Origin of the sequence: Rhodoblastus sp. 17X3, from assembly GCF_030056575.1 — a bacterium.
GTDB lineage: Bacteria > Pseudomonadota > Alphaproteobacteria > Rhizobiales > Beijerinckiaceae > Rhodoblastus.
Genome location: NZ_JASHHX010000005.1, coordinates 18909 through 34395, shown reverse-complemented (window position 1 = coordinate 34395; position 15487 = coordinate 18909). Strand labels below are relative to the sequence as shown.

General features: G+C 63.6%; 11 protein-coding genes. 4 read left to right on the top strand and 7 right to left on the bottom strand.

The window, feature by feature from the left end:
- Positions 1 to 3: 3 nt before the first annotated feature.
- From QM467_RS06845 to QM467_RS06825, 5 genes are all read right to left on the bottom strand, one after another.
- Positions 4 to 840 carry an NAD-dependent protein deacetylase gene (locus QM467_RS06845; protein WP_283365560.1) on the bottom strand — a complete coding sequence of 279 codons (837 nt, stop codon included), beginning with the start codon at positions 838 to 840 and terminating at the stop codon, positions 4 to 6.
- Positions 841 to 918: 78 nt separating this feature from the next.
- Complete coding sequence (locus QM467_RS06840; protein WP_283365559.1) at positions 919 to 2364, bottom strand: HlyD family type I secretion periplasmic adaptor subunit; 1446 nt, start codon at positions 2362 to 2364, stop codon at positions 919 to 921.
- The gene (locus QM467_RS06835; RefSeq protein WP_283365558.1) at positions 2364 to 5018 is read right to left on the bottom strand and encodes a type I secretion system permease/ATPase; all 2655 of its coding nucleotides are present in this window, start codon (positions 5016 to 5018) and stop codon (positions 2364 to 2366) included. The genes QM467_RS06840 and QM467_RS06835 overlap by 1 nt, the downstream gene beginning before the upstream one ends.
- A gap of 183 nt (positions 5019 to 5201) precedes the next feature.
- The gene (locus QM467_RS06830; RefSeq protein WP_283365557.1) at positions 5202 to 6827 is read right to left on the bottom strand and encodes a hypothetical protein; all 1626 of its coding nucleotides are present in this window, start codon (positions 6825 to 6827) and stop codon (positions 5202 to 5204) included.
- Between the two features lie 226 nt (positions 6828 to 7053).
- The gene (locus QM467_RS06825) at positions 7054 to 7269 is read right to left on the bottom strand and encodes a hypothetical protein (RefSeq protein WP_283365556.1); all 216 of its coding nucleotides are present in this window, start codon (positions 7267 to 7269) and stop codon (positions 7054 to 7056) included.
- A 1085-nt stretch (positions 7270 to 8354) separates the two neighbouring features.
- Here QM467_RS06825 and QM467_RS06820 point away from each other — a divergent pair.
- Entirely contained in the window at positions 8355 to 9173 is an 819-nt protein-coding gene (locus QM467_RS06820) for a LuxR C-terminal-related transcriptional regulator (RefSeq protein ID WP_283365555.1), read from the top strand.
- Positions 9174 to 9226: 53 nt separating this feature from the next.
- On the opposite strand, the gene QM467_RS06815 is transcribed toward QM467_RS06820, so the two are convergent.
- Together QM467_RS06815 and QM467_RS06810 are read right to left on the bottom strand one after the other, a co-directional pair.
- Entirely contained in the window at positions 9227 to 10519 is a 1293-nt protein-coding gene (locus QM467_RS06815; RefSeq protein ID WP_283365554.1) for a polysaccharide biosynthesis/export family protein, read from the bottom strand.
- Positions 10520 to 10530: 11 nt separating this feature from the next.
- Positions 10531 to 11808 (bottom strand): polysaccharide biosynthesis protein, encoded by a 1278-nt coding sequence (locus tag QM467_RS06810; RefSeq protein ID WP_283365553.1) that lies wholly within the window; start codon positions 11806 to 11808, stop codon positions 10531 to 10533.
- A 346-nt stretch (positions 11809 to 12154) separates the two neighbouring features.
- Here QM467_RS06810 and QM467_RS06805 point away from each other — a divergent pair, with 346 nt between their 5' ends.
- Genes QM467_RS06805 through QM467_RS06795 form a run of 3 tightly spaced genes read left to right on the top strand, consistent with a single transcriptional unit; the run spans position 12155 to position 15405 of the window.
- Positions 12155 to 13297: a DegT/DnrJ/EryC1/StrS family aminotransferase gene (locus tag QM467_RS06805; RefSeq protein ID WP_283365552.1), complete on the top strand. Its 1143-nt coding sequence runs from the start codon at positions 12155 to 12157 to the stop codon at positions 13295 to 13297.
- Positions 13298 to 13303: 6 nt separating this feature from the next.
- Complete coding sequence (locus tag QM467_RS06800) at positions 13304 to 14053, top strand: sugar transferase (protein ID WP_283365551.1); 750 nt, start codon at positions 13304 to 13306, stop codon at positions 14051 to 14053.
- Entirely contained in the window at positions 14050 to 15405 is a 1356-nt protein-coding gene (locus tag QM467_RS06795; RefSeq protein ID WP_283365550.1) for a lipopolysaccharide biosynthesis protein, read from the top strand. The genes QM467_RS06800 and QM467_RS06795 overlap by 4 nt, the downstream gene beginning before the upstream one ends.
- Positions 15406 to 15487 lie beyond the last annotated feature (82 nt).

The following is a 15487-nucleotide window of genomic DNA, read 5'->3' as shown; positions in this document are numbered from 1 at the left end:
AAGTCACAATAAAAAAGCCAGCGCGGCTTCGCAGGATTGCTCCACTTTCAGGGCGAGCAAATGGTCGGCGCGGGTCCGGCCGAGCACGATCGCAGCGGTCGGCTTGCCCTGGCGGGCTGCTGTTTCCGCGAAACGGAAGCCGGAATAGACCATCAGCGAGGTGCCGACGACCAGCATGGCGTCGGCCTGCTCCAGCTCCTGAACCGCCGTCTCGACCCGGTCGCGCGGGACGTTCTCGCCGAAGAACACGACGTCCGGCTTGAGCACGCCGCCGCAAGCCGCGCAGCAGGGGATGGAAAAGGACGAGAAATCGACGCCGTCGAGCTCGGAATCGCCGTCGGGCGCGTCGGCGGCTTCGAGCGCGGCCCAGTCCGGATTCAGGCTTTCGAGCGCATGCTGCAAATCCTCGCGCGGGGTTCGCCGCTCGCAGGACATGCAGCGGATTTGGTCGAGCCGCCCGTGGAGATCGATCACGTTGCGGCTGCCGGCGGCCTGATGCAGGCGGTCGACATTCTGGGTCACGAGCAGGGCGCTTTTGCCCATCCATTCAAGCCGGGCCAGCGCCCGATGCGCATCGTTTGGCGCGGCGCGCCGGAAGCGCCGCCAGCCGAGCAGGCTGCGCGCCCAATAGCGCCGCCGCGTCAGCTCCGAGCCCATGAAGGCCTGAAAGGTCACGGGCTGCTTACGCTTCCAGGCGCCGTCGGAATCGCGATAATCGGGAATGCCCGAGCCGGTGCTGCACCCGGCTCCGGTCAGGACGAAGAGGCGGCCGTGCCGCTCGACGAAGCGGCGGAGGCCATCGCCTTCCGCCGCTTGCCGTTTCTGCAACGCGTGAGACATCGAGGCGCCCGAAATTCTGGCCCGGCCGCCATAGGCGGGCCGGGACCATTATGCCCCGGACCAGCCAGCTGCGCCAGCTTACCGCTCGCGCAGGGATTCCTGATGGTGCTTTTCCAGCGGCGACAGCAGATAGCTGATGATGCGCCGCGAGCCGGTCTTGATTTCGACGGTCACCGCCATGCCGGGGCTGAGCTTGACCGCCTCGTCGTCGATGTTCATCTGCGTCTTGTCGAGCGAGACGCGGGCGACATATTCGAGCGCCTGGGCCTTGCGCTCGCTGGCGTTGCTCGGCGCGCCTTCGGCCGCCTCGCCGGACTTGCCCTGCGGCGCGGCCTGCGCCACGGCGTCCTGCGACACGCTCAGCACCTTGCCGCGAATGAGGCCGTAGCGGGTGAAGTTGAAGGTGTCGACCTTGATGCCCGCTTCCTGGCCCGGATGCACGAAGCCGACGTCCTGATTGGGCAGCATGGCTTCGATTTCGAGCGCGCTGTCTTCCGGAACGATAACGGCGAGCGGCTGGGCGGGCGTCACCACCCCGCCGACCGTATGAATGGCGAGTTGCTGCACCACGCCATCGACTGGCGCGGTCAGGCGCTGCAGCTTCGTCCTCTGCTCCGCCTTGACGGCGTCCTGCGCCACTCCGGCGGCGCGCATCTCCGCCTTGGTGAGGTCGGTGTAGATCGTGCGGCGATATTCGGCTTCCGTGCGCTGCCGGGCCTCGCGCAGCGAGGCGATGGCCGCCTCGGATTCACGCAGTCGACTCTGCTGGACGCCGATGTCGAGTTTCATGCCGACGAGATCCTGATATTCCGTCAGATAGACCAGCTTGCTGCCCAGCGCCTTGTCGAACAGGCCCTTGCGCACGTCGACGCGCTCCTGCAGCACGGGGACCGTGCCCTCCAGCTTGGCGATTCCGGCGGCGACGGTGGCGCGCTCGGCCTCCCTCTGCGCCTGCTGCCGGTCGATTTCGGCGAGCTTGGCGTTTTGCTCCGAGGTTTCGCTGATCAGATATTGCCGCTGCGTCTCGATTTGCTCCGCGCTCGCGCCTTGCGGCGGATGAAAGCCGTCGAGCGGATCGGCGACGGAGCCGGTCTTCCAGGCGAGCGCCGCCCGCAGCCGCGCGACTTCGAGTTCGGCGGCGATCAGATCGCCCTTGATACGTTCGTGCTCGGCGCCATTCATGGTCGGATCGAGTTCGATCAGGACTTCCCCGGCCTTGACTTTCTGGCCGTCGCGGACGTGAATCGCGCTGACGACGCCGGTCTCGAACGGCTGGACCAGTTTGGTCCGCCCGCTCGGCACGATCTTGCCGCTCGCGCTGGCGATGATGTCGACATGGCCGAGCGACGCCCAGCCCAGAGCAAAGCAGAAAATCCCGACAATGGTCGCGCCGATCGCGCGGCCGATCGGAGAGGGCGGCGTTTCCGTGATTTCGAGCGCCGCCGGCAGGAAGGCGATCTCATGCGCGCTGCGCGTCGGCGCCTTCCGGGGGAAGGGGACGACCTTCAGATTGGTCGAAGTCATCAGGCTCCTCCCTGCATCTGGTGGAGCTTGGAATAGCGGCCGTTCTGGCGGATCAGCTGATCATGGGTGCCATCCTCGACAATGCGCCCATGCTCGATGGTCAGGATGCGGTCGGCTTGGCGCACGGTCGAGAGCCGATGCGCGATGACGAACACGGTCCGGCCCGCGGCGATGCGTTTCATGTTCTGTTGAATGGCGCGTTCGCTTTCATAATCCAGCGCGCTGGTCGCTTCGTCGAAGATCAGGATGCGCGGGTCGGTGACGAGGGCGCGCGCGATGGCCACGCGCTGCCGCTGGCCGCCGGAGAGGGTCCCGCCGCGCTCGCCGACGATCGTGTCATAGCCGTCGGGCAGTTCGAGGATGAAATCATGCGCGCCGGCGAAACTGGCGGCGGCGATGACCTTCTCCATCGGCATGGCCGGATCGGCCAAAGCGATATTGTCGCGGATCGAGCAGTTGAACAAAGTGCTGTCCTGCAGGACGACGCCGATCTGGCGCCGCAGCCAGGCGATGTCGACCATGGCGAGATCGACGCCGTCCACCAGCACGCGGCCCTTTTCGGGAACGTAAAGGCGCTGGACCAGCTTGGCCAGGGTGCTCTTGCCCGATCCCGAGGAGCCGACAATGCCAATCACTTCGCCGGGCCTGACCGAAAAATTCACGTCGTCCAGCGTCGTCGCGCCATCGACCCGATAACGGAAGCTGACATGTTCGAAGGTGACCTCGCCCCGGATCGTCGGCAACGCGACGCGCCCGGGGCTGAAGCTCGGTTCAGGCACGGAGTTGAGAATATCGCCCATACGGTCGACCGAGAGACGGGCCTGATGGAATTCCTGCCACATTTGCGCGAGTCGCAGCACGGGCGCGCTGACGCGGCCGGCCAGCATGTTGAAGGCGACCAGTTCGCCGACGCTCAGATCGCCGCCGATCACCAGCTTGGCGCCGAAATAGAGCGTCGCCGCCGTCACCAGCTTGTTGATCGTCTGCACCGCCTGGCTGGCGTTGTTGTTCAGGTTGAGCACGCGGAAGCTCGAGGCGACATAGCCCGCAAGCTGCTCTTCCCAGCGGCGCTGCATCTGCGGCTCGACCGCCATCGCCTTCAGGGTTTCGACGCCCGAGACGCATTCGACCAGAAAGGCGTTGTTCTCGGCGCCGCGCTTGAACTTCTCGTCGAGGCGGCGGCGGAACAAGGGCGCAACGCCGGCCGAAAGGCCGATATAGAGCGGGAAGGACGCCAGCACGAGCCAGCTCAGGACCGGCGAATAATAGAACATCACCGCAAGGAAGGCGAAGGTGAAGACGAGGTCGACCACCAAAGTCAGGGCCGAGCTGGTCAGGAATTGGCGGATGTTTTCGAGCTCGCGCACCCGGGCCAGGGAATCGCCGACGCGCCGCGCCTGGAAATAGGCGATCGGCAGGGCCAGCAGATGTTTGAACAGCCGCGCGCCGAGTTCGACGTCGATGCGATTGGTCGTATGCGTGAACAGATAGGTTCGCAAGGCGCCCAAAACGCCCTCGGCGAGGGTCACGGCGACGAGGCCGGCGATTAGCACGTCCAGCGTGCTCATGCTGCGATGCGCCAGCACCTTGTCGATCACGACCTGGAAGAACAGCGGCGAAACCAGAGCGAACAGCTGGAGAAAGAAGGAAGCGATCAGGACTTCGCCGAGCAGGCGGCGATATTTGTGAACCGCGCCGAGGAACCAGGTGATGTCGAAGCGCCGGTTGAGTTCGGCGAGCGGCGACCGGCGGGCCATCAGCACGAGGCGGCCGTCCCAGATCGCCTCGAATTCTTCGCGCGAAAGCGTTTCGGGGCGCGGAGAGGCGGGATATTGCACCAGCGCCTTGTCGTCGCCGACCTTGCCGATAATCAGGAAACCGCCGTCTTTCAACACGGCGATGCCGGGCAGCGGCGTCCGCGCCAGGCGATCCCAATTGGTCGCGCGCGCGCTGGCCTTCAGGCCGAGGTCCTTGGCGCAGCGCAACATTTCGACGACGCCAACCCGCGCGACGCCAAGCCGGTGCTTGATTTGCGCGGGATCGGCGCCAATGCCGTGACATCCAAGCAGGAGCACCAGCGCGCCGAGGCCGGATTCGGAATCCCCTTCCGAACCCTCGCCGGCTGGGGCGACCGCCGGTTCGGAAACCTTCGGTCCTTTGCCGAGGCTCACGGCGGCCGCGCCGAGACGTTCGGCCGCACTGGCGAAGAAGCGTTTCAGTCCCGCGACGGATTGGTCCGCGATCGGCTTCCAGTCGAGGCTGCGCCGGCCGGCCAGCAGGACGCGTCCGCTCCATTCTTCTTCAAACTGGGCGCGCGTCAGGAGTTCCGGCTTCGGCGATTCCGCGGCGGGGCGCACGACCACGACATTCTCGTCGCTGATCTTGCCCAGCACGAGAAAGCCGCCGTCGCGCAAGGCCGCGATCGCTGGAAATTGCGCCTGCGTCAGCCGCGCCCAGTCCATCATGCGCGCGCGCGCCCTGACGCCGAAGGCGCGGGAATGTCTCAGGATGTCATTGACGCCCAGCGGATGGTCTCCGGCCTGGCGTTTGATTTCATCGGGACGAGCGGCGGCGACGCCATGAAGGCGAAGAAAGATCGCCAATGCAAAGGCGCCGGAATCCAGCGCTTGCGCATTATCCTGTCGTGAATCCATCCGTTGTCGAATCTTCTTGCTTGTGTTTCGGACTGCGCCTTCGCCGAAGGAAGATGCGCGGCGTCAGGATCGCTAAGGCCCGAGCGGGCCGAACGATGGCTGGGGACGCGAAACAAGGAACGCTGATTGCCCTGGATCCCGTGGACGGCGGCGCCGCCCACGGGATCCAGCAGGACCGGGACTTTAGTGCTGAGGCCTCGCCAGGAACGACTCGTTCCCGCCGAACCGCGCCGCGGCGTCAAAATGCATCGCGGCGGTCTGCGCATCGCTGGAGAATCCGCTGGCGATATATTGGTTCAACAGCGCCAACTTGTTGGTCGTCGCCGGGGAAGTGGCGGGCGGCGGGTCGGTCACAACGATGGACTGGCTTGCCGAGGACGACGCGACGCCGCCGACCGTGTCGCTCGCCGTAATGCTGAGCGTCGCGACGGGATGCCCCGTGCCACGGTAAAAAGACGTGAGCGTCAGTCCGCTGTCGACTTGCGCCTTGGTCAGCGTGATCGAGCTCCCGTGGAATCGATCGCCGAGACCGTCGGTGATCGATTCATAGCGCGGAAGCCCCTTGATCGTGACCGTGACGTCGGAAGCGGAATCCGGCGCCGTGACGCTGATGCCGAGATCGACCGTGCCGCCGCGCCCAGTAACGTCGAGCGACGTATCCGCGATCGTGACCGTCGGCGCCGTGGCCGAGGAGGGCGTTGGCGTCGGCGTCGGAGCGGGCGCCGGAGCCGGCGTCGTCAGCGAGAAGGTCACCGCGTTGGACACGCCCGTTCCACCAGAATTGGTGTCAGTGGCCGTCAGCACATTGGAGCCCAGATTGGCCAGCGTGACGCCCGCCGACCAGGTTCCGTCGGCGGCGACCGTGGCGGAGCCGATTTTTGTCGTCCCGTCCAATACATTGACCGTCGAGCCGGCGTCGGCGAGATCGACCGTTCCGGTAATGGTCTGGCTCGCCTGCGTGGTGGTGGCGCCGACGCTGGTGATCGTCACCGTCGGCGCGGCCACGGGCGTGGTCGGCGTCGTCGGGGTGTTTGGCGTCGTGGTCGTGGTCGTGGTCGTCGTCGCGCTGGATGAGGCGTTATGAGCGGCGAAGACCGCCGCCAGCGTCGGATCGTTGCTCAGCGCCGTATCGTTCAGCTGCGTGCCCCAGCTATAGGCGTAGTCGAAAGCCGGATTGGGCACGACCGACGCCCAGGTCGCCAGAATTTGCTGCGCCTGGTCAGCCGTCGGCAGGATATAGGTCGTATAACCTCCGCCGCCGAAGGCCTGATAGACCGGAACGATGCTGGAGAGAGGAATGCCGGCGTTTTCAGCGGCAGTGACCGCCAGCGGAATAATATTATAGTCGAGATTGTTCGGCACATTTGTCTGCACCGGATAAGGGTCGAGTCCAAAAAGATCGATGCCCGTATTGGCTGGCGTGTAATAGAAGGTCGGACTCGTATTGCTGCTCAAGTTCTGCTCGGTCATATACGTCTTCGCGCCGGGCAGATTCGCATGGATGTAGTCCGACTCCGCCTTCAGGTTGGCGGCTATCGTGGGGTCGCCATTCGGTTCGTCGGCGAGATAGAAGCCATAGAGATTGGGATTTCCCTTGCAAGCATCGACGACCGCCTTGAACGCGTCCGTCACCCCATCGGTCATGCCGAGATACACGAGGCCCTTGACCCCCGCCGGCAGGGCGTCGAGCTCAGCGGCGGAACTGACATCGGCGAGATTGAAGCCATCGACGGCAGGCGCATAGACGCCATTCACGAAGTTTCCGTTCGCTGCATAATGCAGAGTCGTATCGGGACCAGTTATTGTCATTTCAGCTCCTCGAATCAGTACGCCTTTTGACGCACGTGCCCCCCGACGCACCGAAACTCATGCTCAACTCCGGCCAAATTGTGACAATGTTAACCTCAACCTGTGTAATAAACAGCCATTTTTGTGGCAGCTGAAATTGTGCGTCGCAATAGCATGGTTAACGGCAAAGTTTAAGTAGCCGTCATATTTATCTTTTTGATGCTATTTATTATTTTCGGATTGCAGTTCAGGCTAGCTTTTCAAAATTTGCTTCCAGGGACAGAATTTTGCTGTGACGATCAAGCGATATGTTGCGGCGCAATGAAGCGGCCTCGCCGCGGCGCGGGCGATAGGGCGCGGGCTGTCCAGGCGGCCCGAGAAACGGATTCGCGCGGTTCAACGAACACGACGCGAGCTTTGCCGCGATTCGGTCCGGCGGACGCCAGTCGAGCGTGCGATCCATCGGAAATATTCGTTAACGCGTTGACCTGAGAAGCGAAAAGCAACGCTCGTAGCTTGAGGTTGTCTTTGAATAAGCTCCGCCTTGGCCGCTCGCCTGCTCAAGCGCCGTTTTGAGTAAGTCGGAATGGTTATATGACACCGATTTACCTTACGTAATTTTGGGTACGTCTTTTGGGTATCCACCCGTTACGTCGGCTTGGCCAAATGGTTTCGCTGCATCGCGGACGCGCACGCTACACGCATGAAATTGGTAATTTATTCAAATTGTTGCAACGAATCGGTTGTACTCGCATTGCCGCCATGACTCAAATTAAGGCGAAAAACAGCCAGAAGCGCCGAAAAAGAAGGGCATTTAACAAAATTTTTTTCGTGCTAATGTGCCTTACCGAATTATGACGATGCGATGACGAAATGGCAGGCCGTTGGTAACACTTAAGTAGTCAATGTCTGATCCGGATGTCGTTGCCGAGGTCCGAGCCGATACGGTCGGGGCGTCAAATGGGGTCGTTGCTACCGGAATTTCTGACATTCATCCTTTACAAAATAGATTAACAACTCGTTAATTTTGCATACTTAACAAAGCGACCTGGCGATATTGAGGGTCTTTTTTTTAACACAGGCGAAGGTTGGCGAATAATGGAAAGAAGAACGGATGGAATGGTTCACAAAAAAGCCGAACCGTTTGTTCCAGCTACAGGTGCGTGAGGGGGCACAATGATCCGGAGCGCGTGAAATCGCACGGATCCCTGTAATTCGGCGTCTTATGCGAGCGAAGGAACGGAAAAGCCGACATTGATGTGGATGCGCCGGCCGGGCCGGGCTCCGCGGAGGCGCATTCAACGCCTTCGGAACGTCAGCGTAGCGCAATTCCGGACGCCGTGTAACGCGAGACGAACGCGCAATTTTTGATTGCGCGCCTGCCTTGCCTGCAAATCCCGTTGTTGAACAGGCGTCGCGACGCGAAGCGCGATGTTGGGACCAATGCGCCCGGAAATCTCGGGCGCTGGCCGTCGCAGGGTTTAGTGCGGATCGAGTGCGTGTATTGGGGAAGTTGTCCCCGGAAGTAATTGCGTATGGGAGGGACGCATGTTCAGAACCAATCAAGGAGCAGCTGGCAAAGGCTGGAACAATCAATTGCCTCCGGCCGAAAGCGCGAAGGACGGCATTGGCGAAACGGATTCCGACGAGGGTCGGTCGACTGCGTCGAACACGATCATTGTCGTCGAGCGCAACGCCTTTTTCCGCAGCTGTCTTCATCGCAGCGTCGCCGATTACTGGGAAGGCAATATCTTCTCCTGCGGCAGCCTGTCCGAACTGACGCAGCCTCATTCCTATGACCGCTCCACGGTTGTGGTGCTGTCCATCGTTTCGATGTCCGACGAAGAGGCCGATTCCGAGTTCGCGGCTTTGATTGATCTCGATCCGCCCTTGCGCTGCATGGTTCTGGCCGAGTCGGACAATCTCGACAAGGCGCTGACTGTCCTGAGCCAGGGCGCCAACGGTTATATCTCGATGAGCTCGGGTTTCGATATCTTCGTCGAAGCCTTGCGCTTTGTCGGCGCCGGCGGAACTTATGTTCCGGTGCAGTGCCTGCTCGCCGCGCGGCAGACGCCGACAGCCGCCCCTGAGGCGATCGCGGCCAGCGGCATCACCAGCCGCGAACTCGCCGTCATACAAGCGATCCGCCAGGGCAAGCCCAACAAGGTGATCGCCTATGAGCTGAACATGTGCGAGAGCACGGTGAAGGTTCACGTGCGGCACATCATGCGGAAGCTTCAGGCCCGGAATCGAACCGACGTCGCTATCAAGGGCGCCGATCTCGCCAAGGCTGGAGCATTGGGCGGCGCCCAGCCGGCCTCTCTCCCGGGAAGAAGAAGCTCAGCGGGAAGCGCCGCCGAACATTGAACTGTCCTCCGCCCGGAAGCGGCTCAGGCTGCTTCCGGCGGGTATTTCAAACTTCAATGCGCCTTGACCGCGATTTCGACGACGTCGCCCGGATCCAGCGGATAATCGCCATCCACAGTGAGACGGGTCGAGGCGTCGTTTTCCCTTCGCACCAATTGAATTTCAATTTGCGACGGGTCGTCCACCGAGAGCCTCGAGCGCGCGAGCGACAGCAGGTTCAGCTTGTCGAGGGCGGCGTCCCGCTTGATCTTCAAGATGCTCACCGTGGCGGCGGCCTCCTGCTGCTCCTTCAGCAATTCGGTTTTGCGGTCGTCCTCGAAATGCTGGAGCTGCCGCGCCAGATCGGTCGATTGTTTCTTGATCAGCAGCAGTCCGTCAGTAACCTGCAGCGCGCGGGTCTGCGATAGCAGCAGCGCCCGACGCGCTTCCAGGACGCGGGGGCTAGCGACATTGCCTTTTGCGAGCAAGTCGATCATTCGCCTGAGGTCTTCAGTGTCGGCGCGGGCGCCTTCCTCTTCTTCGCGCTGCTGCCGTTCCAGAATCGTCGTGCGTTCGCCGAGCTGGGTGATCGAGCTGCGGAGGAAGTCGCGTTCGCGGTGGTAATCGGCCAGACGCGCCTGCAAGATATTGTCCTCTCCCTGCCGGATTCGCGTGAGTTCGGCCAAGGGCAGGGCGGGGCCCTGGATTTTCGGGGCGGCGAGCGCTTCCTTGCCTTCCAGCTCGGCGGAGACGCGCGCGAGGCGGGCTTCCGCCTTGGCGAGTTCGATGGAGAGCGAATCGACTTCGCCCCTGACCGCCGCCGCCTCCATGGCGGGATTTTGCGAACGCAGGGCCGCGATGTCGACGCCGCCCGCGAGCGCGATCGCCTGGCGCGCCGTCATTTCCGGACGGTAGGTCAGTTCTCCGGGCTTGGCCACATCGCCATTCACATAGATCGGCCGATATTCCACGATCGCCGCGCCGACTTCATCCGCCTGGATGACGATGAGCACTTCGCGGCCGTCCAGAGCGTGCTGGCGATAGATCTTCTGCGCCAGCGCGCGCTGGATGTTCTTGCGCATGTCCGCCGGAGTCATGCCGGCGACATTGAGCGCGCCGAGCAGCGGCAGCGAGATGGCGCCGTCGGTCTGGACGGCGCCGCGCATGCGCAACTCCGGCAGACCGGCGACTGAAACCTCGATGACGTCGCCGGCGTGCACGCGATATTGTGGCGACGGACCCGATCCCGCTTGCGCGAGGCCAGTTGCGAGAACGCAGCAGGCGAGGCCGGCGGGCAGGCAGATCGCGCGCATGAAGGTCTTGCGCGCGAGGTTCCGGACGGAGGGCCGGGACGTGATCCGGGACATGACGGCCTCCTCTAGCGGCGGTCGACGCCAGCGAGGCGGATTTTCCGGAGCGGCGGCTCAGGCAGCGTAGCAGCTGGAGTCTCGAGTTGCGCTGGCGCGGGAGCGACCGCGAAGGGCTGCTCGGCGGCCGCCCACATCTTGGTCTTCCTTTGCCGTTCGACCCGCCGTTTGGCGCCGACATATTCCGGCACGATTTCGACCAGGGCCTGCTTGACGCTTTTGGCGTCCCGCGCGTTCGCCGCCGCGAGCAGGGTGTCGATCAGATGTAGTTTCGGCTCGGGATCGAAACGGGGCTTGGCGGAGCGGACGCCCTTGATCGCCGTAGGAAGCAGCTCCTCCCAGCCATAGCTCAATTCCTCGTGCAGCTTTTCCCCCGGACGAACGCCGACGAACTGGATGTCGATGTCCAGGAACGGGCGCAGGCCTGCTCGCTTGATCATTTCGATCGCCATGTCGACGATGCGGACGGGGCGTCCCATATCGAGCACATAGAGCGAAAAGCCCTGCTGCGGCAGACTTGACGCCGCCAGCGTGAGCCGGACGGCCTGATCGATGGTCATCAGGTAGCGGGTCATCTTCGGATGGGTGACCGTGACCGGGCCGCCCGCCTCGATCTGCTTCTGGAACAAGGGCGCCACGGAACCCGACGAGCCGAGCACATTGCCGAAGCGCACGAGGCTGGCGCGGATGCCGGTGAAGCGTTTTGCGCGGTCATGGACATAGACTTCCGCGACCCGCTTGGTCAGGCCCATGCAGGATGAGGGATTGACCGCCTTGTCGGTCGAGATCATGACGAAATCGGCGCCGAAGGCGCAGCAGAGATCGAGAACGATCTTGGTCCCAAGCACATTGGTGCGCGCCGCCTCGATGACGTTCTGGTCTTCCAGCAGCGGCACGTGCTTCAGCGCGGCGGCGTGGAAGACGATCTCGGGCTTCTCCCGCACGAACAGGCTGCGCACGGCGTCTTCGTCGCGGATGTCGCAAATGTTGGCGGTCCAGCCAAATGTGGGCTTGAGCCGTTCGATCGTCTGCCCGATCTGATAAAGATTATATTCGCAGGCTTCGACGAGAACAAGATGGGCGGGACCGAGCATGGCGATCTGCGCGACAAGCTCCGAGCCGATCGAGCCGCCGGCCCCTGTCACCAGCACCCGCCTTCCGGAAATGCTGGACCTGTAATTCGAAACATCTTTTTCGCCGGAGAACGGCGTCACCGCGTTCTGGCCGGGCGTTCTGATCACGCGGGACCCATCCGCCAGACGAAGATCGGAAAGACGACGTGAAGACATTGCGTAATCTCCGGATGCAATCTGGGCCGCCCCAGGATCTGGCTAACGATCTGGCCTTGGGGCCCTTGATCTGTTCGGGGTGAAGACGCATCCTCAGGTCGGACGGGCGAAGCCCGGCGAAAAAAGCATGCGTTCGAGCTCGAACAGCGAAATCAATGATAGGAGCCGCAGCGCTTGAAAAAATATAGTCGCAAAGGGTTGTCGTTCCGCCCACTTTGCGGATGCCCGGGCGCCCCAAAGGCGTAGTTGCGCAACAAAAGGCGGTCGCCGCCGCCTGAAAGCGAACTAACGCCCGCGCCGGGAAACTCGCAATCTGCATCAGGTAAAGCAATTTCGAGGCGCCCGCATGTCCGTACCTTTCTTCCGTCCGTCGATCGGTGAAAACGAGGTCCAGGCCGCCATCGAAGTCCTGCGTTCCGGCTGGCTGACCACGGGCCGGAAATGCCAGGAGTTCGAGCGGAACTTCGCGGAATTCCTCGGCGGCGGCGTCGAGGCCATCGCAGTCAATTCGGCGACCGCGGGCCTGCATCTGGCGGCGGAGGCCTGCGGAATCGGGCCGGGCGACGAAGTCCTCGTCCCGACGCTCACCTTCACCGCTTCCGCGGCGGTGTTCCAGCATCTCGGCGCGGAGCCGGTGCTGGTCGACGTCGATCCGGTCACCCTGACCATCGATCTCGCCGATGCGGCGCGCAGGCTGACGCCGCGCTGCAAGGCGATCGTGCCGGTTCATTTCGGCGGCTGGCCCTGCGATCTCGACGCCATCGGCGCTTTCGCGCGCGAACATGGACTGAAAGTCATCGAGGACGCCGCGCACGCCCTGCCCGCGCACCGGCATGGGCGGCTGATCGGCGCCTGGGACACCGACGCCTGCGTGTTCAGCTTCTACGCCAACAAGACGATCACCACCGGCGAAGGCGGCATGCTGGTGACCCGCAATCCCGAGATTGCGCGGCGGGCGCGCATCATGCGCACCCATGGGCTGGACCGTGACGCATTCGACCGTTTCAGCCGCGTCGGCGCCAGCTGGTCCTATGACATCGTCGCGCCCGGCTTTAAATATAACCTCACCGATCTGGCCGCCGCCATCGGCGTCGAGCAGCTTCGCCGCGCCCATGAATTTCAGCAGGGCCGGCAGGCCGTCGCCGAATATTATCTGCAGTCGCTGGCGGGCTTGCCGATTGACCTGCCGCCACTCGCTCCGGGCAACGGATTGCATTCCTGGCATCTGTTTCCGATCCGCGTCCACGCCGACGCGCGCCGCAGCCGAGACGAACTGATCGGCCGTTTCGGCGACGCCGGCATCGGCGTCTCCGTTCATTACCGCCCGCTGCACCAGATGAGTTTCTGGCGCGCGCGGCCGGGCGCAGCCGGTGAATTTCCCAACGCCGATCGCTATTTTGAGGGCGCCATGACCTTGCCGCTGTTTCCCGCAATGACCCGGGACGAAGCCGATCAGGTCATTTCGCTCTTGCACGACGAACTTGGGTGACACGCCATGGACGCAGCTCTCGATTCGGAAGTGGGCGAACGCCCACCCTCGCCGGCGCTTGCGCCGCCGCCCCGGCGCGCCATGGCGCTGAAGCGCCTGTTCGACATCTGCGCCGCCTCGTGTGGTCTCGCCCTGTGCCTCCCGCTGTTCGCGGCGATCGCGGCGGCGATCAAATGCGACAGTTCCGGCCCGGTGTTCTTCCGGCAGACCCGCGTTGGACGCCATGGCGTTCCATTCCGCATCATGAAATTCCGCACCATGCGCGCGGACGCAGAAGGCGCAGGCCCCAATTTCACCGCCAATGGCGACGCCCGCATCACACGGGTCGGCTCCTGGCTGCGCGCCGCCAAATTCGATGAGCTTCCGCAATTGCTCAACGTGCTGGTCGGCGACATGTCGCTGGTCGGGCCGAGGCCGGAAACGCCGGACCTCATGACGCATTACACGCCGGAGCAGCGCGAGATCCTGCTTTCGGTCCGCCCCGGCGTCACCGATTACGCCTCGATCGTCCTGCGCGACGAGGGCGCGCTTCTGGATGGCGCGAGCGATCCCGCGCGCTTCTACCGCGAAACGCTGATGCCGATGAAATTCAAACTCTGCCGCGACTATCTGGACGAGATCGGGCTGCGCGCCGACCTGAAGATCATCTTCATGACGCTGGGCGCCCTGACGGCGCGCCACGCGCCGCCGCCGGCGCCGGCCGATGCGAAGGCGCCCGCGCAATCGGGCGATCGATTGGGGCTTCTCATCAAATGAGAGCAAGCGAATTTCATCCGATGCGGCTGATCGCCCGTCGAGACCTTTTCGCGCGCTTCGGTCCGCTGGCGCGCAAGGCGGCAGGCCTGTCGGGCATGACCGCTATGGGCCAGCTGACCTTCGTCCTGGCGCTGCCGCTGCTGTCGCGCCAATTCACGCCCGCAGATTTCGGCCTGTTCACGATCTATCTCTCCATCGCCAATATTTGCGGCCCCATCGCCGGGCTGAAGTTCGACTCGGCGCTTTACGGCGCTGCGTCCCGGGAACATGCGCGGCCGATCCTGGCCCTTGCGATGGCCACGATCCTTGTCCTGTCGCTCTGCGCCGCCGCCGCCCTGAGCCTGTTCGGCGCGCGATTGCCGGGCGCCCTGGCGCCGGCTTCGGCCACGCTTGGCCTGCTGACGCCGCTCGGCGTGCTGCTGGCGGGGCTTTGGGCCGCGACGTCCGCCTGGGCGGTGCGGTGCAACGCCATGAAGACTTTGGCGCTCGCGCGTTTCGTGCAGCCCGCGACGATGACGGCGCTGCAACTCGCGGCGGGCCTTGCCGGCGGTTCCGCCGTTTCGCTCATTGCCGCCCATCTGATCAGTCATGTTCTCTATTCCAGCTTCATCCTCCTGCGCACCTTGCGCGCTTCCGAGGTCAGGGAAGTCTTCTGCCCGCCGCTGTCGCAACTCACGCGCAACGCCGGCGAGAACCGGCGCTTTCCGCTTTACGTCATGCCGGCCCATGTGGCCTCGCAAATGGTCGCCAACGCGCCGCCGATCCTGCTCGGTTCTCTGTTTGGCGCGGAGATCGCCGGACTGGTCGGCATGGCCTACCGGCTGGTGCTGGCGCCCGTCGCGGTCATCTCGCTGTCGCTCGGCCATATATTCACCTCCGAGGTCTGCGGCGGCGCGGGGACGCGGGCCGTCAAGGCGCTCGCGGGCAAGATCCTCCTGGTCAGCGTGATTTTCGTCTGCCTGCCTATCCTCGCGTTCGGCGCGCTGGCTCCATCCTTCGCCGGCCCGCTGCTCGGCGCCAAATGGGCGGCGACCGGGCAGATCTGCTTCGCCTTTTCCATCTTCGCCGCTGCGCAGGCGCTTGCCGCGCCCTTCGTCGAGATCACTTCGATCTATCGCTTCCAGATCATGCGCTTCACGGCCGAACTGAGCACCTGCGCGCTGGTCTTCGGCGCGATTTTCTTCGGCGCCCGAATGGACATGGGCGCGCTCGCGACGATCTGGCTGATGTCGGCGGCGGGCGCGAGCGGCACGCTGGCCGGACTGGCTTTGGTCTGGGCGGGATTCAAGTCGCGGCTGGCGAAGCGCGAGGCCGAAGCCCTCGAAGGCGCGGCCCCGGCGGCTACTTCTTAAGGCGTAGCGGCATCCTCCTTTGGCGATAGCTGGGCTGTTTCGTCTCCGTCCATTTGGCGCCGCGCAAGCCAAGGGGAAGATT